Origin of the sequence: Streptomyces sp. NPDC100445 (assembly GCF_044759735.1) — a bacterium.
In the GTDB taxonomy this organism is placed as follows: Bacteria; Actinomycetota; Actinomycetes; order Streptomycetales; family Streptomycetaceae; genus Streptomyces.
In genome coordinates, this window is sequence record NZ_JBIVZV010000001.1 from 869870 (window position 1) to 890927 (window position 21058).

Here is a 21058-nt window from a genome sequence, read left to right on the forward strand (position 1 = left end):
GTCGCCCCGCGACGTGCTCGGTCCACGGCCGCCTCCCGGCCCAGACAGGTGAGCGGGCCGGCGTCCGCGACCAGGATCACCCGGAAGCCGAGCCGGTCGTAGAACGCACGGGCGGCCGTGTTGGCGGTGACCATGCCCCCGGATCCGCTCAACACCCGCGGACACCGACCCGCCCTCGAAAAGGCGCCCTGCCCCTTGCGGGCCGCCAAGCTTCTTCCGCTCCGTGACCCGGACCCTGGCCCGCCGGCTGGCGACCGGGTCATAGGAGCCGTGACGTTCGACGTCACCGACGGCAGGATCGAAACCGTGCGCGGTATCGCCGTCCCCACCCGCCTCGTCCGACTCACCGAAGCCTGGCGGCAGCACGGACCGGCAACCCCGCTCATCAGCCAGTGGTGACCCGTGGATCACCGGGCCGGGGTGCGCGGGAAGATGCGCCGTGGCGCCATCCCGGCCGCCACGGAGCGCTCCCTCGCGTGGATTCGGTGGTCAGTGGGGCAGTCGGCGGGCGCGGATCAGCATGAACAGGCCCGACAGCGCCAGCAGCGTGCCGAGGGCCGCCGGCCACAGGCGGGCCCCGGTCTCCGCCAGGCGGCCCCCGGACGCCTGCGGTCGGGTCTGCCCGGCTACGGGCGGGAGGTATCCGGCGGCGGTGGCCTGGGCCGACGCCGGCGCCGAGGACACGGACACGGGCGCCGGCGCGGGCGCGGAGGCGGGCGGTGCCGTGAGGGACGGCGTGGCGCTCGGCGGTGCGGCACCGGTGGGGGCGGCCTTGTCCGCCCCGTCCCGCCCGGAGGTAGCGGACGGGGCGGGGGTACGGGCCGGTGCGGTCGTCGCCTCGGTCCTCGACACCGCGGCGGTGCGGGACGCCGACGGCCGCGGCACGGAGGTCGCACCCGTACCCGGCGCGGAGGTCGCACCCGGACCGGGCTCCGTGGCGGCGTCTCCGCCGGGCCGGGTGGTGGCGGCCGGACCGGGCTCCGCCGACGCCGGACCGCCGGGGGTGACGGTCGCCTCGGGACGGGAGGTGGCCGTGGGAGTGGCGGTCGCCGTACCGGCACCGCCGGCTCCGCCACCCTTGCCGCCGTCGTCACCGTGGCCGCCGGACGGGCGGCAGCTGCGGCCGGAGTTGATGCAGTCCACCATCCGGCGCATCAGGTCCTCGTCGAAGACGTTGATGAAGTCGCCGTGGTCGGTGACGGGCTTGTGCAGCTGCTCGGGGAAGGAGTCCACCGCGAACAGCGGGACGGTACGGCCGCCGTCCACGAGGCTCGGCGCGGCGACGTCGTACACGATGCGCTGCACCAGCTGCGGTATGGGCCGGAAGCCGGCCGGACAGGAGCCGTCGACGGTGGCGAAGGCGACGTGGGTGCGGTGGTTGGCGCTGTCGATGTTGCGGCCGTCCCAGCAGCTCTGGAACCGGAAGGTGCGCACCACGTCGCTGCCGCGCGGGCACAGCGGGTACTTGTCCTTCAGCTGCCGGTTCTCGTAACCGGTGCAGCTCCAGGACGCGTTGGCGTTGCCGGGGCCGTTGACGAAGGCCTTGGCGTCGCCGGTGATGATGCGCAGCAGGCGCGGCATGGCGGTGACCTTGCCGCGCGGGTTGCCGACGAACGTGAGGGTCACCGCCGCGGGGGTGACGATCTGGCCGGCGTTGCCCTCCGTACCGCCGCCCGGAGCGCCGGCGTCCCGTTCCTGCCTGCCGTTCTGTAGGCGCAGCACCGGCCAGTAGTAGGTGGACCTGTCGCCCTGGTCGACGCAGCTCGTGGCGGCCTTCGCCAGGTCGTCGTCGCCGGCGAAGGCGTTGTTGCCCTGGTTGCCGACGTAGTCGTGGAAGTGGTGGGCGCCGTTGGAGACGCCGGGGGCCACGATGACGTTGTCCGAGTTGAACAGGCCGTTCGCGTTGACGCCGCAGTCGGAGGTGAAGGTGCCGCGCGAGGCGTCGGGGCCCAGGGGCGGGGCCGGCGCGTCGGGCTGTACGGCGGTGATGTCCGCGTAGTCGGAGACGACCGGCCCGTTCCCGGCCTGCCCCGCCCCGTTCTGGCCCTGGCCGGTGCCGCCCTGCTCCTGACCGGTGCCGCTCGGGGCGGCCGTGGGGCTTCCGGTGTCGCCGGGGCGCAGGGTGCAGGCGGCCAGACCGTCCAGGCCCCGCGGGTGCTCCCCGGCCCGGGCGAGGGCGTCGGTGATGCGGCCGATGGAGGCGGACCGTTCCCCCTTCAGCGGGCCCGTGACGGCGTCGGCGGTGGTTCCGGTGCCCCCCTGTCCCCCCTGCTGGAGTCGGCGGTAGGCCGCGGCGGTCCGCTGGTCCAGCAGGGCGAGTTCACGGTCGACGTCGGGCCGGGCGGCGGCCGGTACCGCGGTCAGCCGGCTGCCGACGTCGGGGCAGTCGATCGTCGCCATGCCCGTGGACAGCACACGTGCCGTGGTGCCCGTGCCGGAGCCGTCTCCCCAGCCCTCGTCGGCCGAGGCGTAGACGTTCGCCGCCGCCAGACCGGTCCCGCCCAGCATCAGGGCGACCGCCGCGAGGGTCGCGCGTCGTGCGCCGGTCGGGCGTCTGCGCCTGCTGCGTACCAAGGTCGTCCCCTGTGTGTGCTCGCCGGTCGGACATGGAGTTCCCCGGCCCCATACGGAGGGCGGAGCCGTCGCGTTCAACGGAATCGCGAATTCACCGGAGTCTCACAGGAAATCATGGGCCGCGCCTCTTCCCACTCGAACTCCGTCACGAACATCACGAATATGTATCGGACATTCCACACCTCAACCTTCACACGAGGTACACACGTTGGTTAGGTTGACGCTCGGTCCGGCCGGCCCAGCGCCGTTCCGTGGCCCAACTGCCCCCGTGGGGCGAGGAAGGAGCACGTCTTCCATGGCGCCGGAGAGCCGCGACGAGGTCCGCCGACGGATCGAGTCCCTCTATGACCAGGCCGAGAACGCGACCGGCAACTTCAACGCCACCCGGGCCATGGCCGCCCAACGGCGTTCGCGAGGCGTTCCGTTGGCCAAGCGGACGGGTCGGCGCGCGGAACCGGTGCTGGACACGATGGCCCGGCAGTGGTTCGACGCGGCCCGCGCGAAGTTCGGCCCGACCGTCCCCGCCGTACTGCCCCCCGACCGCCGGACCGCGCCGGTGCCCTTCCCGGGCCGTGACGAGGGCGGTGACCCGGCAGGCGGCACCCGCGAGGCCCTGCCCCCGGGGCCCTCGGCACGCGCACCCCTGGCGTTGGAGGGGGGCACGGGCGGTGCGAGCGGCGCGCTGGGCGAGTTGCCGCCCGGCACCACCGGGGCCCTGCCGGGCATCGGACAGGTGACGGGCGAGGCGGTCTCGGCTCGGGCGGCGGAGTGGGCGCCGGAGCGGCCGATGGCGATCCCGGAGGCCGGGCGGGCGGCCCTGACCGGTACCGCGGCTCCTCGACTCGCGTCCGACTCGCTCGCCTCGGTCACCGCCGATCCGGCCGGCCGGGGCATGCCCGAACCCGTGGTGGCGGGCGGCTCGGCGAGCTCGCCCGGTCTCGGGGAGCGGGTGTCGACCGGTGTCGGCGTCGCCGAGCCGACCCTGCTCCCGGCCGCCGTGCCGCCCACCGCGCGGGCGAACCGGGTCCTCGCACCCAGGGCACTGCCCGGTGCCGCGCCCGGCCGCCCCTCGCCCACCGTGGCCAAGGGGGACAGCCGGCGCGAGCTCACCGCGGCCCGCGATCTGCTCGCCCGGTACACCGGTCGCCCCACGTCACCTGCCGCCCCCGCCCAGCACCCGCTTCCGTGGACGGCGTCCCCGCTCACCGGTGTTCCCGCCACGGCGACGGCGGCGCCCGTGATGACGCAGTCCGCCGAAACGCTGTTCACCATCACACCCTCGGCGCCCGACACGGGAGGTCACCCGGTCGTCGCGCCACCCGTCACGACGCCCCCGGGCTCCGTCACGGACACGGGCGCGTACGCCGACCTCGCCACCCCGACCACCCCGACCACCTCGGTCATCTCGGTCACGGACACCGGCTCGTACAGCCACCCGACCGCACCAGCCAGCACCGCCGTCACGGACACCGGCTCGTTCAGCCACCCCGCCGCCGCAGCCACCCCAGTCACGGACACCGGCTCGTTCAGCTACCCGACCGGTTCCCCGCTGCCGCCGTCGGTCGCGGCCGTCGCCGCGCCCCTCCCCCCGCTCTCCCCTTTGCCCGCTGCCGACTCCCGGGCGCTGCGGGCCGCGAAGGCGATCGCGTTCGCCCGGGCGCAGGTCGGGAGACCGTGCGTGTGGGGCGCGACCGGGCCGGGCTCGTACGACTGCTCCAGCCTCGTGCAGGCCGCGTGGCGGGCCGCCGGGGTCACGTTGCCGCGCGCCGCGCACGAGCAGGCGCTGGCGGGCGCGCCGGTGACGCCGGCGGACGCGGAACCCGGTGACCTCGTCCTCTTCTTCGACGACGACCGGCACGTGGGTCTCTACGTCGGCGACGGGATGATGGTGCACGCGCCGGGACCGGGGTCGACCATCCGCGAGGAGTCGGTGTACGGGGCCGGGGAGGCGGCGATCCGTCGCGTCGTGCGGCCCGCGTGAGCCGGTGGCACCGCGGGGACCGGGACGGGCCGCGCCGGGCTCATAAGCCCGCCCAAGAGAGCCCATAAGGTCGACTTATGAGGTCATAGCCCGGACCCCCGTACCTACTTAGGGCTGCCTTAGCTTAGGCTTCCTGTTCGAGTCGCCGTTCACGCTCGAAGGGAACTGATCATGCCGCGCCCCCTGCGGGTAGCCATCGTCGGAGCCGGCCCCGCCGGGATCTACGCCGCCGATGCCCTGCTCAAGTCCGAGGTGGCCGCCGACCCCGGTGTGTCCATCGACCTCTTCGAGCGGATGCCCGCGCCGTTCGGCCTGATCCGGTACGGGGTCGCGCCCGACCACCCGCGCATCAAGGGCATCGTCACCGCCCTGCACCAGGTGCTCGACAAGCCGCAGGTCCGGCTGTTCGGCAACGTCGACTACCCGACCGACATCAGCCTGGACGACCTGCGGGCCTTCTATGACGCGGTGATCTTCTCCACCGGCGCGATGGCCGACCGTGACCTGGCGATACCCGGCATCGAGCTGGACGGCTCCTACGGTGCCGCCGACTTCGTGTCCTGGTACGACGGCCACCCGGACGTGCCGCGCACCTGGCCGCTGGAGGCGGAGAAGGTCGCCGTGCTGGGAGTCGGCAACGTCGCCCTCGACGTCGCGCGCGTCCTGGCCAAGACCGCCGACGAGCTGCTGCCCACCGAGATCCCGCCGAACGTCCACGACGGCCTCAAGGCCAACAAGGCCGTCGAGATCCACGTCTTCGGCCGCCGTGGCCCGGCGCAGGCGAAGTTCAGCCCGATGGAACTGCGCGAGCTGGACCACTCCCCCAACATCGAGGTCATCGTCGACCCGGAGGACATCGACTACGACGCGGGCTCGATCGAGACCCGGCGGGGCAACAAGCAGGCCGACATGGTCGCCAAGACCCTGGAGAACTGGGCGATCCGGGACGTCGGCGACCGCCCGCACAAGCTGTTCCTGCACTTCTTCGAGTCGCCCGCGGAGATCCTCGGCGAGGACGGCAAGGTCGTCGGCCTGCGCACCGAGCGCACCGCCCTGGACGGCACCGGCAACGTCAAGGGGACCGGCGAGTTCAAGGACTGGGACGTCACCGCGGTCTACCGCGCGGTCGGCTACCTCTCCGCGAAGCTGCCCAAGCTGCCGTGGGACATCGACTCCGGCACCGTCCCGGACAAGGGCGGCCGGGTGATCCAGGAGAGCGGCACCCCCCTGCCGTCCGCCTACGTCACCGGCTGGATCCGGCGCGGCCCCGTCGGCCTGATCGGCCACACCAAGGGCGACGCGAACGAGACGGTGGCCAACCTCCTGGACGACTACGCGAACGGCCGCCTGGACACTCCGGGCGCGCCCGAGCCGGAGGCCGTGGACGTCTTCCTCGGTGAGCGCGGCGTCCGCTTCACCACCTGGGACGGCTGGTACCGGCTGGACGCCGCCGAGCGCGCCCTGGGTGAGCCGCAGGGCCGCGAGCGGGTGAAGATCGTCGAGCGCGAGGACATGCTGCGATCCAGCGGGGCGTGAGTCCCGGACCCGGTCGGTTTCGCGTGGGCCGGCGGCGGTCGCGCGCCGAGCCCGGCCGGGTGGACGGGGCCCGCCCCGCAGCGGATGGACGGACGGGCCCCGTCCGCCGGACCATCGTGGGCGTCGTGCGCAGCGGCGCGGCACGGGTGTTGCCACGGTCGGGTGACGCGCACCGCGTGCGTTCCGGGCGCGCGGCGCGCACCCCGTGCGCGGGCGCACACCCATCCGTGGCGCGTGGCGTCGGGCCCCGGCCGACGAGTCGCGCCGGCCGGCGGTGATACTGGGAGGCGCACCCGCCCCCATCAGCAGATTGGCCTATGTCGAACTCCGCCGGCGACCGCGCCACCATCCCGCAGACCGTCTGGGCGGCCCGGGGCCGCCACACCGGCCCCGACCCCGAGGACGTCGTCCGCCGCATCCTCCACCGGCGCAAGGAGAGCGGGGACATCGACGACTTCGCCGAGCCGCCCGTGGGCGAGGATCCGGCCCGACGGGTCTTCGAGGCGCGCTGGCGGGCCGCCGGCACGGTGACCGTACGGGCCCGGCTCACCCTCGTACCGGATCCGGAACGGCCGCCGGAACACGAGTGGCGGCTCGTCGCGGAGGCGGAGAGCCCGTGGGACGACACGTGGCCCTCGCCCGCGACGCTGTTCTGGCCCGCGGGCGGCGCGGACGGGACGGACGGCTCCTGGGACCATCACGCCACCGTCCCCGGCCTGCGCTTCCGGCAGGCCAACGCGCTCCCGGCGGACGACAAGGAGATGCGGCGCCGGCTGCGGGACGCGGCCCGTGAGCCCTGGTGCGTCGACGTGGTCGTGCACGAGGCGATGACGCCGGACGAGCGGGGCCGGCTGTCCCTGACCCGGCTGCTGCCGCCCGGTCTGCGGCACCGCGTGGTGGAACACCGGGCGGCGCCGCAGCAGCTGCGGGCCGTCAACTGGGCGCTGAAGGACCTCGGTGTGGAGGTGCCGCGCGGCGGCGCCGTGGTGCTGCCCCCCGATCCGGCGCCCAAGGGCCACGACGGCCGGGAACACAGCGTGCGCAACGTCTTCCTGGACGGCTCGGAACCGGTGGAACTCGTCGCGGCGTTGCGGAGCTTCGTCGCGGCGCCCCGGCCCCTGCCCCAGGGCGCCGAGGAGGCGCTGGCGGACCTGCGCGAGAACTGGACCCTGAGGACCCTCGCGGAGGAGCTGGAGCGCGAGCGGCGGCTCGTCGCCATGTACGCCGAGGCGCTGGAGGCGATGACGACGTCCCGGGACCTGTACAAGCAGGCCGCCGAACAGGCACTGGAGGCGCTGGCCGCCTACCGTGACGTCCCCGCCCCCACCCTGCCGCACCAGCAGCGGCCCACCGCCCGCACGCCGGTCGCCCTGCACCAGCTGACCCGGACGTTCGAGCGGCTCAGGCTCACGGCCAAGGGCCGGCAGCGACCGGGAACCACCGAGCCCACCTCCCCGGACGACACTCCCGGTGTCTCCCCGGCCGGCGACACGACGCCGGGCGCCGCCGGGCTCGCCGACGAGCGGCCGGCGTAGTCCCCGGGAAGCGGGGGCAGAAGGGCGGCAGGACGGGACGACGGAAGGGATGCGCATGCACACGCACGTGCACATGACCGGCACCGTGCTCGTGGTCGCGGCCGTCGTCGCGGTGGCGCTGCTCGCCCTCGCCGTCGGGCTGCTCCTGCGGCTGGTGCGGACCCGGCGGACGCTGCGGCGGGCCGGTCTGCCGACGGGGCCCCGCTGGGTGTTCTGGGGCGCGGTCGCGTATCTCGTCCTCCCCACCGACCTGCTGCCCGACCCCGTCTACCTGGACGACATCGGCGTCCTCCTCCTGGCGCTGCGCAGCCTGCGCACGCCCCGGCCGCTGCCTCCCGGCCCGTCGGAACCCTGACCGGCCGCCGCACCCGGCCGGGGCGGAACCACCACGCACCCCTCCCGCAGCGGTCAGCGGCTTCCGCTCGCCGGGCGGATGAGGCTCGCGGTCAGCGTGGTCAGCACGACGGTCAGTGCCGCGAAGGCGGCGATCACGGCCGTCATGCCGGCGATCCCGGGCGGCGCCAGCGTGACCGCCTCCCAGCGGGCCGGATCGGGGAGGCCGAAGCGTCCGCCGAGTGCCTGTCCCGCCGCGAGGACGGCGGTGACACCGGCCGTGGCCGCGACGAGCCGGGCCTGCGTCGCCCGCGCGGTCATGGCCAGCGCCAGCAGTCCGCACAGCGCCGAGGTGAGCAGGGTGGCCCCGAGCATGCCCTGGGGCAGTCCGAGCCAGTAGCGCGGGGCGTGTGCCGCGCCGCACAGCAGCACCAGTGGTGCGGCGCCCCGAGCGGCCCACGCCTGGGAACCCGGACCCCGGCCGTCCTCGGCACGCTTCCCGTCCCGGAGGCCTTTGGCCCGCCGTTCACCGTCGTCGCGTTCACCCCCGCCGCGTTCACCGGGCCGCCGTTCCCCGGTCGCCCGCTTCCCTGCCGGGTCCGCCTTCGTGAGCCGGTCCGTCACGGCGCGCGTCCCGACCGGCCGGCCGCCGGCGGGCCGGCCCGTGTCCCCGGAGCCGGTCTCCGATGCCCCGGCACCGGCCGTGGCCCGTGGGTCGACGGCCCCGGCGTCACCGACGGGCACCGGTTCGGACCCGAGCTCGGGGAGCGGGTGCTCACGCCTCCTGCGGTCAGCGGCGAGGCGGCCGATCAGCTCGGCGAGTTCCTCGACGGGCCGGTGCTCGGCCACCGCCCGCACGGCCGCCTCCCCGCAGTGCGGTTCCACCGGGGTGCGGTGCAGCAGCTCCATCAGTCGGGACACCTCTTCGAGCGGCCGGTGCTCGGCGGCGGCCCGGATCACCTCGTCCGCGCTGTCACTCCCCCGGGGCGGCTCGGTCAGCAGCGCCACCAGCCGGGTGACGTCCTCCACGGACCGGTCCACGCCGACCGCGCGGAGCGCGTCGGCCGTGGTCCGGGCGTGCTCGGGCGAGGCTTCCAGCAGGGTGATGAGCCGGACGACGTCCTCCAGCGGACGCTCGGCGACGGCCGCGTGGACCAGGTCGCGCAGGGGGTCGCCGTGCACCGGGTCGTCCGCCGGCACCTTCACGGCGGCCGGCACGGGAGGCTCGGGAGGCCCCACCGGCTCCGGCGGTGCGACCGGCTCCTCCGGCAGCCGCGGGGGTCGCGTCACGACATGCGGGGTGGGCGTGGGGAAGCCGCCGGTGGTGGCCGGTGCCGGAGGTATCGACGAGTCGTCGGGTCGGGAGGACGAAGAGCGGGTGGTCATCTCGGCTCCAGGAGAAGGGCCCGACCGCGCACCTGGCCCCGTGCGCGGTCGCGGCGTCACGGAGTCCATTACTAGGAGCGGCTGTCCGACGCCGCCACCCGGGCGGGGCGCAGGTGTGACGGGCTCCCCCGTCCGCCCGGGCGCGTACCGCGTGTCCCCTCGCGCGGTGGAGCGGCTGGTGGTACGGCCGAGACCCGACCTCCTCGACGACGGCAGCACCGCGCTCCGGCGGGCGGTCGCCGAGCGGGGCCGCCGTGCTGTGTCGCCGACCGGCTGGCGGCGACCACCCGGCACGCCACCGGCCGCCCCGGCGACGTGGCCCTCCTGCTCGCCGCCCACCGCCCGGCCGCCGCCCCGCCGGGCGCGCCTACCGGCGGCCCGCGCACGGGCGCGCCGGGGCGCTCACCTCCCCGTCCTCGGCGGGCGGTCCGGCCGACGGTCTCGCCTTGAGGACGCCGAGCAGTGTAGACATGGGCACATGGTGCGACTGCCCGGCCGGCCCGCGACTCGGCCGTCCCCCTTCTCCGGGCACCCGCACGCAGCGCAGGGCCCGCGGCGGAACGGGGACGACACCGGCGGCGGACGGCCGGGGATGCTGCGCTCGACGGTGTCGGGGCGCAGTGTGGCGGGTCAGGTGTTCCTGCTCCAGGTGGCGATCGTGCTGCTGCTGGTCGTCTCGGCCGTGGTGGCGCAGGTGCTCCAGGTGCGGCGCGACAGCGACCTGGAGGCGACCAACCGCTCCCTCGCGGTGGCCGAGACGTTCGCGAACGCGCCGGGTACGGCCGCCGCCCTGCGCTCCCCCGACCCCACGGCCCTGCTCCAGCCGCGTGCCGAGGCCACCCGCAAGGCGACCGGCGTGGACTTCGTCGTCGTGATGGACACCGACGGCATCCGCTACACCCATCCCGAGACCGACCGCATCGGCAAGAAGTTCGTCGGCACGATCGCCCCGGCCGTCGCCGGCGGCACGGTCACCGAACACGTCACCGGCACCATCGGGCCGCTGGTGCAGGTGGTGGTCCCGGTCGAGGACAAGGCGGGCAAGGTGGTCGGCCTGGTGTCCGCCGGGATCACCACCGCGCACGTCGGCGGGGCCGCCGACCAGCAGCTGCCCCTGCTGCTCGCGGCGGCGGCAGCGGCACTCGCGCTGGCCACCGCGGGCACCGCCCTGGTCAGCAGGCGGCTGCTGCGCCAGACGCGTGGTCTCGGACCGTACGAGATGACCCGGATGTACGAACACCACGACGCGGTGCTGCACGCGGTCCGGGAGGGTGTGCTGATCGTCGGCGGGGACGGGCGGCTGCTGCTCGCCAACGACGAGGCGCACCGCCTGCTGGACCTGCCCGACGACGCGGAGCGCCGGCACGTGCTGGAGCTGGGCCTCGACGACGAGACGGCGGGGCTGCTGGCCTCCGGGCGGATCGCCACGGACGAGGTGCACCTGGTGAAGGACCGGCTGCTGGCGGTCAACCAGCGACCCACCGACCTGCGCGGCGGCCCGGCCGGGAGCGTGACCACGCTGCGCGACTCCACCGAGCTGCGGGCCGTGTCCGGTCGCGCGGAGGTCGCCCGGGAGCGGCTGAACATGCTGTACGACGCCGGGGTGGGCATCGGCACCAGCCTGGACGTGACCCGTACCGCGGAAGAGCTGGCGCGGCTGGCGGTGCCCCGGTTCGCGGACTTCGCGACGGTCGACCTGTTCGACGCGGTGCTGGACGGGGAGGAGCCCCGGCCGGGGACGGCGCTGCGCCGCGCGGCCTGCGTCGGTGTCCGCGAGGACGCCCCGCTGTACCCGGTCGGTGAGCGGATCCGGTTCGTGCCGACCTCGCCGCAGGCCCGCAGCCTGGTCACCGGCCGGTCGGTGGTGGCGCCGCGGCTGCGCGCGTCGTCCGGCTGGCGCGCGCAGGACCTGGAGCGCACCGACCACGTCCTGGCGTACGGCATCCACTCGCTGATCACCGTGCCGCTGCGGGCGGGCAGCCTGGTCCTCGGGGTGGCCAACTTCTGGCGGGCCGAGAAGCCGCAGCCGTTCGACACCGAGGAGCTGGCGCTCGCCGAGGAGCTGGTGGCGCGGGCGGCGGTGTCGATCGACAACGCCCGCCGGTACACCCGTGAGCACAGCATGGCGGTCACCCTCCAGCGCAGCCTGCTGCCGCGGACCCTGCCGGAGCAGGACGCGCTGGACATCGCCTACCGCTATCTGCCCGCCCAGTCCGGGGTGGGCGGCGACTGGTTCGACGTGCTGCCGCTGTCCGGGGCGCGGGTCGCGCTGGTCGTCGGTGACGTGGTGGGGCACGGGCTGCACGCGGCGGCGACCATGGGCCGGCTGCGTACGGCCGTGCACAACTTCTCCTCGCTGGACCTGCCGCCGGACGAACTCCTCGTGCTCCTCGACGAACTGGTCGGGCGGATCGACCAGGACGAGACCCCGGCGACGGGCGCGGCAGCGGTCACGGGCGCGACCTGCCTGTACGCGATCTACGACCCGGTGTCCCGGCGCTGCGCCATGGCGCGGGCCGGTCATCCGCCGCCCGCGCTGGCGCGCCCGGACGGCACGGTGGACTTCCTCGACCTGCCCGCGGGTCCGCCGCTGGGCCTGGGCGGGCTGCCGTTCGAGACGGCCGAGGTGGAGCTGCCGGAGGGCAGCAGGCTGGTGCTGTACACCGACGGTCTGGTGGAGGACCGGGAACGGGACATCGACGAGGGCCTCGGCCTGCTCCGCGACGCCCTGCTGCGCACGCCGGCCGCGTCTCCGGAGGACACCTGCCGCACGGTGCTGGAGCGGCTGCCGGCCCGGCCGAGCGACGACGTGGCGCTGATCGTGGCCCGCACCCGGGCGCTGGGCGACGACCGGGTCGCGCGGTGGCAGGTGCCGTCCGATCCGGCGGCCGTGTCCGAGACGCGGGCCGCGGTGACCCGGCAGCTGGCCGACTGGGGTCTGGAGGAGCTGGCGTTCACGACGGAGCTGGTCCTCAGCGAGCTGGTGACCAATGCCATCCGGTACGGGCGCGGTCCGATCGGGGTACGGCTGCTGCGCGACCGGACGCTGATCTGCGAGGTGTCCGACCGCAGCACGACCTCCCCGCACCTGCGGTACGCGGGGAGCGCCGACGAGGGCGGCCGGGGCCTGTTCCTGGTCGCCCAGCTCGCCGAGCGGTGGGGCACCCGCTACACCCCGGACGGCAAGGTCATCTGGGCGGAACAGCCCCTGCCCTGAGCGGGCGGGGCCGGCCGGGCCGGGGGCCGACGGACGCGGACGGCGCCGGGGCCGGCACGGCCGTCAGGGTCCGTGCCGGCCGCGGCGCCGTGGCGGGACGGCGGGACGGCGGCGGTCAGCCGGCGTCCAGGCGGGAGCGCAGCAGCCGCTTGCCCAGCTCGGCGCCCTTGCGGCTGTCGGCCTGGGCCTTGCGGAAGAGGTCGGCGACCTCGTCGTCGTTCTTCCGCTCGGCGTCCTGGATGTACTGCTCCAGGCGCAGGGCGTTGCTCAGGCACGCCTCGACGTACCAGATCAGGTTGTAGTCCTTGTCGGGGGTGCCGGTGACGTCGCCGGTCTCGCTGGTGCTGGTCATCCGGGGTTTCCTCCCTCTGTAGACCGTGTGGCGGCTGCCGGGTACCCGTGGCGCGTGGTGGACACACCCGTCAGCCGAGGGCGCGGTCCAGGTTGAAGGCGGCGCTGATCAGGGAGAGATGGGTGAACGCCTGCGGGAAGTTGCCCTGTTGGCGGCCGGTGCGGCCGATCTCCTCGGCGTACAGGCCGAGATGGTTGGCGTAGGTGAGCATCTTCTCGAAGGCGAGGCGGGCCTCGTCGACGCGGCCGGCCCGGACGAGCGCCTCGACGTACCAGAAGGAGCAGATGGAGAACGTGCCCTCGTCGCCGCGCAGCCCGTCGGGGCTGGCCTGCGGGTCGTAGCGGTAGACGAGGGAGTCGGAGACGAGGTCCTCGGTGAGCGCGTCCAGGGTGGACAGCCACTTGGGGTCGGTGGGGGCGATGAACTTGGCGAGCGGCATCATCAGCAGCGACGCGTCGAGTACGTCGCCGCCCTCGTACTGCACGAAGGCGCCCCGGCGCCGGGACCAGCCCTGGTCCATGATCCGCCGGTAGATCGTGTCGCGGGCCTCGCGCCAGCGCCGGTGGTCGGCGGGCAGTCCGCGGTGGGTGGCGAGCCGGATGGCCCGCTCGATGGCGACCCAGCACATCAGCCGTGAGTACAGGAAGTTCTTGCGCCCGCCCCGGGTCTCCCAGACCCCCTCGTCGGGCTGGTCCCAGTGGGCGCAGACCCAGTCGACCAGCTGGCACACGTCGTCCCACTGGTCGCTGGAGATGGGCTGGGCCCACTTGTCGTAGAGGTAGATGGAGTCGATCAGCGCGCCGTAGATGTCCAACTGGAGCTGGCCCGCGGCGGCGTTGCCGACGCGGACCGGCGCGGAGCCCTGGTGGCCCTCCAGGTGCGGCAGCTCGCGTTCGGGCAGGTCGGCGCGGCCGTCGATGCCGTACATGATCTGGAGGGGTCCGGAGCCGTCGTCGCAGCCGGGACTGATGTGCGTGGTGAGGAACCGCATGAAGGCCTCGGCCTCGCCGCTGAAGCCGAGCCGCAGCAGCGCGTACACGCAGAACGCGGCGTCCCGCACCCACACGTACCGGTAGTCCCAGTTGCGCTCGCCGCCGAGCTGTTCGGGCAGGCTGGTGGTGGGGGCGGCGATGATGGCGCCGGTGGGGGCGTAGGTGAGGAGCTTGAGGGTGAGCGCGGAGCGGTGCACCATCTCCCGCCAGCGGCCCCGGTAGCGGGACTGGTGCAGCCAGCGCCGCCAGTAGGCGACGGTGGCGGTGAACTCGTGCTCGGCCTCGGCGTGGGCGCAGTCGCGCGGGGCGATCCGGTCGCCGGCCTGGTCCAGGGCGAGCACCGCGGACTCGCCCTCGTCGAGCTTGAAGTCGGCCCACACGTCCCGGTCGTCGTGTTCCAGGGCGACGGTGGAGGTGAGCGTCAGGGACAGGGCGGGCGACTCGAACAGGACCATGCCGTCCAGGAGGCGCAGGGTGTGCGGTGCGCTGCCGTAGTCGAAACGCGGGGCGACCAGCGCGCGGAAGGGCACGGTGCCGCGTACGCAGATCACGCGCCGGATGAGGCGGTGCCGGCCGTTCTCGCCGGAGCGCTCCGTCCCGACGGGCATGAAGTCCTGCACCTCGCCGACGCCGTCCTCGGTGAAGAACCGGGTGATCAGCACGTTGGTGTCGGGGAAGTAGAACTGTTTCGTGCGGGCGGGCACGGTCGCGGCCAGCTCGAACCGGCCGCCGCGCTCGGCGTCCAGGATCGCCGCGAACACGCTGGGGGCGTCGAAGGACGGGCAGCAGTACCAGTCGATCGTGCCGTCGGTGCCGACCAGGGCCACGCTGCGCAGGTCGCCGATGAGTCCGTGGTCGGCGATGGGGAGATAGCGGCGGTCGGGGCCGGGGTCCTCGTGGAACGGCGTCTCGGCCATCTGCGGCCTCCCGGTTCGGTGCGGGTTGTCGCACCCGCGGTGCGGGTTGTCGCACCCGCGGTGCGGGGGCCTGCCCCGGTGCGCGGGTGTCACCCCGGGCGCGGACGGTTCCCGCTCAGGGGTGATTCCCAGCTTAGGAGCGAGTGGGCCCGCGTGGCGTGGGCAGGCGCCTCACCGATGCCGTCGGCGCCTCCGGATGCAGGCTGCGCCGCGGCGGGCAATGGTGAGAGGGTGCCCCGTTCGGCGGCACCGGCACGGATGCGGTCATCCGGACCGAGGAGGAGGCATCATGTCGACATCCACACCCGAAGAGTCCCGGTCGTCGTCGGACGACGTCCGCACCCCGGACGCCCTGCTCCACTCCGCTCCCCCGAGCGACGTCACCCCCGAGGACCTGGTGATGGCGGCGGGCAGGGACGTCACGCCGAAGAACCTCGACTGGGCACGGCAGAAGCTGGCGTCCGAGGGCCCGGCGGCCGTCGAGAAGCTGCTGCCCTAGGGCGGTCCGGGGAACACGACGGACGACGGCACCGGCCGGACGGGGAACGTCCGGCCGGTGCCGTCGTCCGGTGTGCGGGGCGGCGGCCGGTCCGGGGCGCCCGCGGCGGCGGGCGCCGGCGGTCACTCCGGCAGGGCGGTCTCGTCGGGGATCACGTGGACGGCCGCCTCCTCGGCGCCCGCCGCTCCGCCGTCGATGCCCACGTCCTCGGCGACCTCCTCCTTGACCGTGTCGGTGTGGGCGCCCTCGTCCGGGGCGACCAGCCGGCCCGCCCTGGACTCCCCGGCCTCGGAGTCGACCGGTTCGCCCTCGCCGCCCGGCAGGTCGCCGATCTCGTCGCCGGCCGGCGGGGTCACGTCCGGGACCTCCTGGCCGAGCCGCTCGTCCAGGGTCTCGCCCTCGTGCTGCTCGGCGGCGGTGATGCCGTGCTTGGTGACGCCCAGGGGGCGTTCCGGCGGGGAGTAGCCCTCGTCGAGGATGTCGTCGTAGGAGCGCTCGTCCACCGCGTCCTGGAGGTCCAGGGGAGCGGCGTCCTGCTGTTCCTCGTTGCTTCCGGTGGGCTGGTAGGCGTCGTCCGCCATGGGGGTCTGCTCGGACTGGTCGCTCATGGTCGCCTCCTTCGCGGTTCGCGGGATTCCAGCACCGCGTAACCCGCGAACGGATCATTAACCCCACCGTCACCCGGGCCGTGCCGAGCCGCCCCGGATCCGCTCCTGCCGCGTCGGGAGCCATGGACGCGGTGCCGGGCCGAGGGCTGGGTCTCGGCGGGGCGGGGAGGGGCGGAGCGGACCGGGGGCGGTCACCACCCAGCCTTGTGCCATGCCGGACGCATATGCAACCCATGTGCGGTAAAACGTCACCCCTGTGGCGGGGGTACGACGTGGAACAGCTGTACGCCGCCCAGCGGCACGGACGTCCAGCCGCGGGCGTACCCGGGCGGCCGGGACCCCGGCCGCACCAGCGTGGCGACCGGCAGGTGCCGGGCGGTGCGGGAGATGCTGTCGGCGGTGGCGTTGGCGTTGGGGCCGGCGGTGGCCGCCGAGGCGCAGCCGGCCAGGAAGGCGACCGGGAGGGCGTCCTCTCCCGTGACGAGACAGGGCGCCCGGACGCCCAGCCGGTTCAGCTCGGTCCCGGTGCGGGACCAGGCCCGGTGGGCGGCGGCCGTGCCGCGGGCCGTGTGCACGACGACCGCCAGCTGCACGGCGAGGTGGGCGGCGAGCCCGGCGCAGACCAGCGCCAGGACGACCGGGCGACGCGCGGGGCGGGCGGCCGTCACCAGGTGGACCAGCGCGTCGGCGACCGGGACGGCGAGCAGGGCGTAGGCGGGCAGCAGGAAGCGGGGTGCCGCGTAGCCGATCAGGAACAGGTAGGGGAAGGCGGCCGTCGCCGCGCAGGCGAGCGGGAGGGCCGTGGCCGCCGTGCGCCGGGCCCGGACGGCGACGACCAGGCCGAGCGCGGCGAGCAGCGGCAGCGCGAACCACCACGCGGTGAGGGCGGGGTGGGGCGCGGCGCTGTCGCACGGCCGGCACAGGGTCCGGCCGCCGAGGCTGCGCACCTGGTCGACGACGGCGAGGTGCCAGCCGAGGCCGCCCTGGATCGCCGAGCCGTCGGCCAGCCGCCGGGCCAGGCCGCCGTAGCGCGCGTATGCCTCGATCACCCACTCGGCCGCGCCCGCGGCGAGCCCGGCGAGCAGTACGAGCAGCGGCCGCCAGCGGCGCCGGGCCGCACCGAGGACGAGCAGCGGGACGGCCGCCCAGACGGCGTCCGTCGGCCGCATCCACGCCATGAGCGCCGCGCTCGCGGCCAGCCCCGCCAGAGCGGCCCGGTCGGACCCGGCGCGCAGGAAGCAAGCCACGGCGGTGAGCGCGCCCACGGCGACCCAGTAGTTGGGCATGGCCTGCGGGCCGTAGAACAGCGTCACCCACAGGGAGGCGAAGAGGGCACCGGCCAGGGCGAGCACCCGTACCGGGAACAGGTCCCGCCAGGCGCGCAGCGCGAGGTACAGGGCGAGGCCGGAGAGGACCGCGAGGTAGCTCCGCAGCAGGACGGTGGAGGACGACCAGGCGGCGACGGGGGCCACCAGCAGGGAGACGCCCCGGGCACGCGGTGCGCTGAAGAACGAGGCCGGGGCGTGGGCGGAGACCTGGCTGACGTACACCGTCTCGTCCCAGCCGAGGCCCGTGCCGGGACCGACGAGGAACAGCTGGGCGAGGGCGAAGACGGCGGCGACGGCGGCGAGCGGAAGGCGGGCGCCGGTGCGGACGGTGGCGCCGGGGGTCTCGGGGGGCGCGGTGCGGCGCGCGCCGGCGTGCGGGGTGTCCGTTCCGCCGGTCATGGGTAACCGCCTCCCGCCTACAGGACCCGCTGGGCAGCTCCCCTCACGGGCCGGGACCGGAGCCGGGGAGCCACCGCCAAGCTAGCCCGGCCCGCCCACCCACGCGGACCGATACGACCATCCGGCCGACCCCCTGGGCGCGAGCGCCCCCGCACCCCACGACCTACCCGAGCCCCAACCCCCCAGGGGCGCGAGGAACTGCGCGACCAGCCACGACACCACCCGCACCCGGCAGAGGCACCCCACCCCGCCACCCCCGGCGGCGGCCGCCCGTGGGGTCACCCCCCGTTCGGCGCCCGATGGGCCGGCTGCTCGGGCGCGGCCCGCCGCGCCATCGGCGGTATGGCCCGCACGGCCGGTTCGTCGGTGCTGATCGTCAGGGACTCCCCGTGGTGGCCGATGGTCAGCGGCGGCCCGTCCAGCAGCGCGTACGTCGCCTTGTCCGCCCCGATCTCCACCCGCAGCCGGCGCCCGCGGAACTGGACGTGGAAGGCCAGACGGCTCAGCCGCTCGGGCAGCCGGGGCGCGAACCGCGGCCCGTCCCCGTCGCGGCGCATCCCGCCGAAGCCCGCGACGAGCGCCATCCAGGTGCCCGCGAGGGAGGCGATGTGCAGCCCGTCCCGGGTGTTGTGCTCCAGATCGTGCAGGTCCATCAGCGCGGCCTCGGTGGTGTAGGCGTACGCGAGGTCCAGGTGGCCGGTCCGGGCGGCGATCACGGCCTGGCAGCACGCCGACAGTGAGGAGTCCCGTACGGTGAGCGGCTCGTAGTAGGCGAAGTTCCGGGCGATCTGCTCCTCGTCGTACTCCTGCTCGAAGTAGTCCGCGCAGGTGTACATGGCCAGCACGAGGTCGGCCTGCTTGACGACCTGTTTGCGGTACAGGTCGAAGTAGGGGAAGTGGAGCAGCAGCGGGTACTGGTCGGCGCGGGTGCCGGCGAAGTCCCAGCGCTGGTAGCGGGTGAATCCGGCGTGCTGCTCGTGGACGGCGAGTTCGTCGTTGTAGGGCAGGTGCATGGCGTCGGCGGCGTCCCGCCAGGCCGCGCTCTCCTCGTCGTCCACGCCGAGCCGCCGGGCCTCGCGCGGGTGGCGCTCGACGGCGTCGGCGGCGGCGCGCAGGTTCTGCCGGGCCATGAGGTTGGTGTAGATGTTGTCGTCGGCGACCGCGCTGTACTCGTCGGGACCGGTGACGCCGTCGAGGTGGAAGACGCCGTGCCGGTCGTGGTGGCCGAGGGACCGCCACAGCCGGGCCGTCTCCACCAGCAGTTCCACGCCGGTCTCCCGCTCGAAGGCGGTGTCGCCGGTGGCCTCGACGTACCGGACGACGGCGTCGGCGACGTCCGCGTTGACGTGGAAGGCGGCGGTGCCGGCCGGCCAGTACGCGGAGCCCTCGGGGCCGGCGATGGTCCGCCAGGGGAAGGCGGCCCCGGCGAGCCCGAGCTGGGCGGCGCGTTCCCGGGCCTCGTCCAGGGTGTTGTACCGCCAGCGCAGTGCCTCGGCGACGGCGGCGGGCGCGGTGTGGGTGAGCACGGGCAGCACGAACATCTCCGTGTCCCAGAAGGCGTGCCCGTCGTACCCGGAACCGGTCAGCCCCTTGGCGGGGATCGCGCGCTGTTCGGCGCGGGCCCCGGCCTGGAGGACGTGGAAGAGGGCGAAGCGGACGGCCTGCTGGATCTCCTCGTCGCCCTCCACCTCGACGTCGGCGCGGCCCCAGAAGTCGTCCAGGCAGGCCCGCTGGTCGCTCAGCAGGCCCTGCCAGCCGTCGTGCCCGGCCGCGGCGAGCGCGGCGTCGACCTGGTCGGCCATCGCGGGCAGTGAGCGGTTGCCGGACCAGCCGTGGGCGACGAGCTTCTCCACCCGCAGGGTCTGCCCGGGCTCCAGCACGGAGGTGACGGTCAGCCGGGCGACGTCGATGCCGCTCTCGCTGCGGGTGGTGGTGCGGTCGGGGCCGGCGACGACGTGGTCGGCGGCGACGGCGACCCTGAGGCCGCTGCGCCGGGTGCGGTGCACCAGCCGCAGCCGGTTGCCGGCGGCGAAGCCGTCCTCCTGTTCGAGCGGCGACTTCAGTGCCCGGGCGGCGCGCGGGTCGCCGTCGGACTGCGGCAGGCTCTCGTTGGCGACCAGTTCCGACTGGATCACCACCCGGCTGCGGCTGTCGACGGCCTCCACCTCGTAGGCGACCGCGGCGACCGCCCGCTGGGTGAGCGACACCAGCCGGGTGGAGCGCACCCGGACGGTGGAACCGGCCGGCGAGGTCCATTCGCAGGTCCGCTCCAGCACCCCGCGCCGCAGGTCGAGCACGCGTTCGTGGGAGACGAGCCGGCCGTAGCGCAGGTCGAACGGCTCGTCGTCGACCAGCAGCCGCAGCACCTTGCCGTTGGTGACGTTGATGACGGTCTGCCCGGACTCGGGGTAGCCGTAGCCGGCCTCCGCGTAGGGCAGCGGGTGCACCTCGTGGACGCCGTTGAGGTAGCTGCCGGGCAGGCCGTGGGGTTCGCCCTCGTCGAGGTTGCCGCGCCAGCCCACGTGCCCGTTGGACAGGGCGAACACCGACTCGCTCTGCGCGAGGACGTCGAGGTCGAGCGTGGTCTCCCGGACGGTCCACGGTTCGACGGCGTACGACCGCTCGGTGATCACTGCCGGCCTCCCAGCTCGGCGAGGTCCTGTACGACGGTGTCGGCGCCGTGCCGGTAGAGCGCGTCGGTCTGGCCCACCCGGTCGACGCCGACGACGTACCCGAAGCCGCCGGCGCGGCCCGCGTCCATGCCGGCCAGGGCGTCCTCGAAGACGGCCGCGCGGGACGCCTCGACGCCGAGGTCGCGGGCGGCGGCCAGGAACGTGTCGGGGTGCGGCTTGCCCGGCAGCTTCCGCTCGGCGGCGACCACGCCGTCGACGCGCGTGTCGAAGAGGTGCTCGGCTCCGACGGCGCGGAGCACGTCCCGGCAGTTGGCGCTGGAGGAGACGATCGCGGTGCGCAGCCCGTGCGCGCGGACCGCCTCCAGGTAGCGCAGGGTGCCGTCGTAGGCCTCGACGCCGCCGGTGCGGATCTTCTCCAGCAGCAGTTCGTTCTTGCGGTTGCCGACGCCGTGGACGGTGCGGGCGTCGGGCGGATCGTCGGGGCCGCCCTCGGGCAGGTGGATGCCGCGCGAGTCGAGGAAGGCGCGCACGCCGTCGGCGCGCGGGCGGCCGTCGACGTACTCGTCGTAGTCGGCGTCGGAGAACGGCCTTCCCTGCTCGCCGTCGTAGGCGCGCAGCAACGCGTCGAACGTCTCCTTCCAGGCCGCCGCGTGCACGACGGCCGTCTTGGTGACGACCCCGTCGAGGTCGAAGAGACAGGCCTGGATGGTGTCGGGCAGACCGAGCTGAGTCATACCCAGCACTGTTCCCCGTAGGAGGCGCTCCAGT

The 21058-nt window shown here is 74.7% G+C and carries 15 protein-coding genes and 1 pseudogene; 7 read left to right on the forward strand and 9 right to left on the reverse strand.

Annotation, left to right across the window (positions count from 1 at the left end; translation table 11 throughout):
- Positions 1-26 precede the first annotated feature (26 nt).
- A pseudogene (locus ACIQVT_RS03870) lies at positions 27-137 on the reverse strand (GNAT family N-acetyltransferase); the annotation flags it as partial.
- 133 nt (positions 138-270) lie between these two features.
- Between ACIQVT_RS03870 and ACIQVT_RS03875 the strand changes: the two are divergent.
- Entirely contained in the window at positions 271-399 is a 129-nt protein-coding gene (locus ACIQVT_RS03875; RefSeq protein WP_403746992.1) for a hypothetical protein, read from the forward strand.
- Positions 400-489: 90 nt separating this feature from the next.
- On the opposite strand, the gene ACIQVT_RS03880 is transcribed toward ACIQVT_RS03875, so the two are convergent.
- Positions 490-2508, reverse strand: coding sequence for a DUF1996 domain-containing protein (locus ACIQVT_RS03880; protein ID WP_403747888.1), 2019 nt, complete (start codon positions 2506-2508; stop codon positions 490-492).
- 361 nt (positions 2509-2869) lie between these two features.
- Here ACIQVT_RS03880 and ACIQVT_RS03885 point away from each other — a divergent pair, with 361 nt between their 5' ends.
- The 4 genes from ACIQVT_RS03885 to ACIQVT_RS03900 all read left to right on the forward strand — a co-directional run bounded on the left by ACIQVT_RS03885 (position 2870) and on the right by ACIQVT_RS03900 (position 7981).
- Positions 2870-4555 carry an NlpC/P60 family protein gene (locus ACIQVT_RS03885; protein WP_403746996.1) on the forward strand — a complete coding sequence of 562 codons (1686 nt, stop codon included), beginning with the start codon at positions 2870-2872 and terminating at the stop codon, positions 4553-4555.
- Between the two features lie 171 nt (positions 4556-4726).
- Positions 4727-6091 carry an FAD-dependent oxidoreductase gene (locus tag ACIQVT_RS03890; RefSeq protein WP_403747001.1) on the forward strand — a complete coding sequence of 455 codons (1365 nt, stop codon included), beginning with the start codon at positions 4727-4729 and terminating at the stop codon, positions 6089-6091.
- Between the two features lie 317 nt (positions 6092-6408).
- Complete coding sequence (locus tag ACIQVT_RS03895) at positions 6409-7626, forward strand: hypothetical protein (protein WP_403747004.1); 1218 nt, start codon at positions 6409-6411, stop codon at positions 7624-7626.
- Positions 7627-7681: 55 nt separating this feature from the next.
- On the forward strand, positions 7682-7981 hold the full coding sequence (locus ACIQVT_RS03900; RefSeq protein WP_403747006.1) for a YkvA family protein: 300 nt from the start codon (positions 7682-7684) through the stop codon (positions 7979-7981).
- A gap of 53 nt (positions 7982-8034) precedes the next feature.
- Here the strand turns inward: ACIQVT_RS03900 and ACIQVT_RS03905 are convergent, their stop codons facing one another.
- Entirely contained in the window at positions 8035-9345 is a 1311-nt protein-coding gene (locus tag ACIQVT_RS03905) for a hypothetical protein (RefSeq protein ID WP_403747008.1), read from the reverse strand.
- A gap of 592 nt (positions 9346-9937) precedes the next feature.
- On the opposite strand from ACIQVT_RS03905, the gene ACIQVT_RS03910 reads away from it, so the two are divergent.
- Positions 9938-12562: a SpoIIE family protein phosphatase gene (locus ACIQVT_RS03910; RefSeq protein ID WP_403747011.1), complete on the forward strand. Its 2625-nt coding sequence runs from the start codon at positions 9938-9940 to the stop codon at positions 12560-12562.
- 115 nt (positions 12563-12677) lie between these two features.
- Here the strand turns inward: ACIQVT_RS03910 and ACIQVT_RS03915 are convergent, their stop codons facing one another.
- Positions 12678-12914, reverse strand: a complete 237-nt coding sequence (locus ACIQVT_RS03915; RefSeq protein WP_403747014.1) for a hypothetical protein — start codon at positions 12912-12914, stop codon at positions 12678-12680.
- A gap of 70 nt (positions 12915-12984) precedes the next feature.
- Complete coding sequence (locus ACIQVT_RS03920; protein WP_403747017.1) at positions 12985-14823, reverse strand: glycoside hydrolase family 15 protein; 1839 nt, start codon at positions 14821-14823, stop codon at positions 12985-12987.
- Between the two features lie 289 nt (positions 14824-15112).
- Here ACIQVT_RS03920 and ACIQVT_RS03925 point away from each other — a divergent pair, with 289 nt between their 5' ends.
- Positions 15113-15322, forward strand: a complete 210-nt coding sequence (locus ACIQVT_RS03925) for a hypothetical protein (protein ID WP_403747019.1) — start codon at positions 15113-15115, stop codon at positions 15320-15322.
- Between the two features lie 122 nt (positions 15323-15444).
- Here the strand turns inward: ACIQVT_RS03925 and ACIQVT_RS03930 are convergent, their stop codons facing one another.
- From ACIQVT_RS03930 to ACIQVT_RS03945, 4 genes are all read right to left on the reverse strand, one after another.
- On the reverse strand, positions 15445-15930 hold the full coding sequence (locus ACIQVT_RS03930; protein ID WP_403747022.1) for a DUF5709 domain-containing protein: 486 nt from the start codon (positions 15928-15930) through the stop codon (positions 15445-15447).
- Positions 15931-16178: 248 nt separating this feature from the next.
- Positions 16179-17657 carry a hypothetical protein gene (locus tag ACIQVT_RS03935; RefSeq protein WP_403747024.1) on the reverse strand — a complete coding sequence of 493 codons (1479 nt, stop codon included), beginning with the start codon at positions 17655-17657 and terminating at the stop codon, positions 16179-16181.
- 278 nt (positions 17658-17935) lie between these two features.
- Positions 17936-20290, reverse strand: coding sequence for a glycoside hydrolase family 65 protein (locus tag ACIQVT_RS03940; RefSeq protein ID WP_403747026.1), 2355 nt, complete (start codon positions 20288-20290; stop codon positions 17936-17938).
- Positions 20287-21024: an HAD family hydrolase gene (locus tag ACIQVT_RS03945; protein ID WP_403747030.1), complete on the reverse strand. Its 738-nt coding sequence runs from the start codon at positions 21022-21024 to the stop codon at positions 20287-20289. The genes ACIQVT_RS03940 and ACIQVT_RS03945 overlap by 4 nt, the downstream gene beginning before the upstream one ends.
- Positions 21025-21058 lie beyond the last annotated feature (34 nt).

Excerpts from the sequence above, each read along its gene's own strand:
- ACIQVT_RS03900 (WP_403747006.1), top strand. The coding sequence starts at position 7,682 with ATGCACACGCACGTGCACATGACCGGCACCGTGCTCGTGGTCGCGGCC.
- ACIQVT_RS03920 (WP_403747017.1), bottom strand. The coding sequence starts at position 14,823 with ATGGCCGAGACGCCGTTCCACGAGGACCCCGGCCCCGACCGCCGCTAT.
- ACIQVT_RS03930 (WP_403747022.1), bottom strand. The coding sequence starts at position 15,930 with ATGAGCGACCAGTCCGAGCAGACCCCCATGGCGGACGACGCCTACCAG.
- ACIQVT_RS03935 (WP_403747024.1), bottom strand. The coding sequence starts at position 17,657 with ATGACCGGCGGAACGGACACCCCGCACGCCGGCGCGCGCCGCACCGCG.
- ACIQVT_RS03910 (WP_403747011.1), top strand. The coding sequence starts at position 9,938 with ATGCTGCGCTCGACGGTGTCGGGGCGCAGTGTGGCGGGTCAGGTGTTC.
- ACIQVT_RS03905 (WP_403747008.1), bottom strand. The coding sequence starts at position 9,345 with ATGACCACCCGCTCTTCGTCCTCCCGACCCGACGACTCGTCGATACCT.
- ACIQVT_RS03945 (WP_403747030.1), bottom strand. The coding sequence starts at position 21,024 with ATGACTCAGCTCGGTCTGCCCGACACCATCCAGGCCTGTCTCTTCGAC.
- ACIQVT_RS03880 (WP_403747888.1), bottom strand. The coding sequence starts at position 2,508 with ATGCTGGGCGGGACCGGTCTGGCGGCGGCGAACGTCTACGCCTCGGCC.
- ACIQVT_RS03925 (WP_403747019.1), top strand. The coding sequence starts at position 15,113 with ATGTCGACATCCACACCCGAAGAGTCCCGGTCGTCGTCGGACGACGTC.
- ACIQVT_RS03890 (WP_403747001.1), top strand. The coding sequence starts at position 4,727 with ATGCCGCGCCCCCTGCGGGTAGCCATCGTCGGAGCCGGCCCCGCCGGG.
- ACIQVT_RS03885 (WP_403746996.1), top strand. The coding sequence starts at position 2,870 with ATGGCGCCGGAGAGCCGCGACGAGGTCCGCCGACGGATCGAGTCCCTC.
- ACIQVT_RS03915 (WP_403747014.1), bottom strand. The coding sequence starts at position 12,914 with ATGACCAGCACCAGCGAGACCGGCGACGTCACCGGCACCCCCGACAAG.
- ACIQVT_RS03895 (WP_403747004.1), top strand. The coding sequence starts at position 6,409 with ATGTCGAACTCCGCCGGCGACCGCGCCACCATCCCGCAGACCGTCTGG.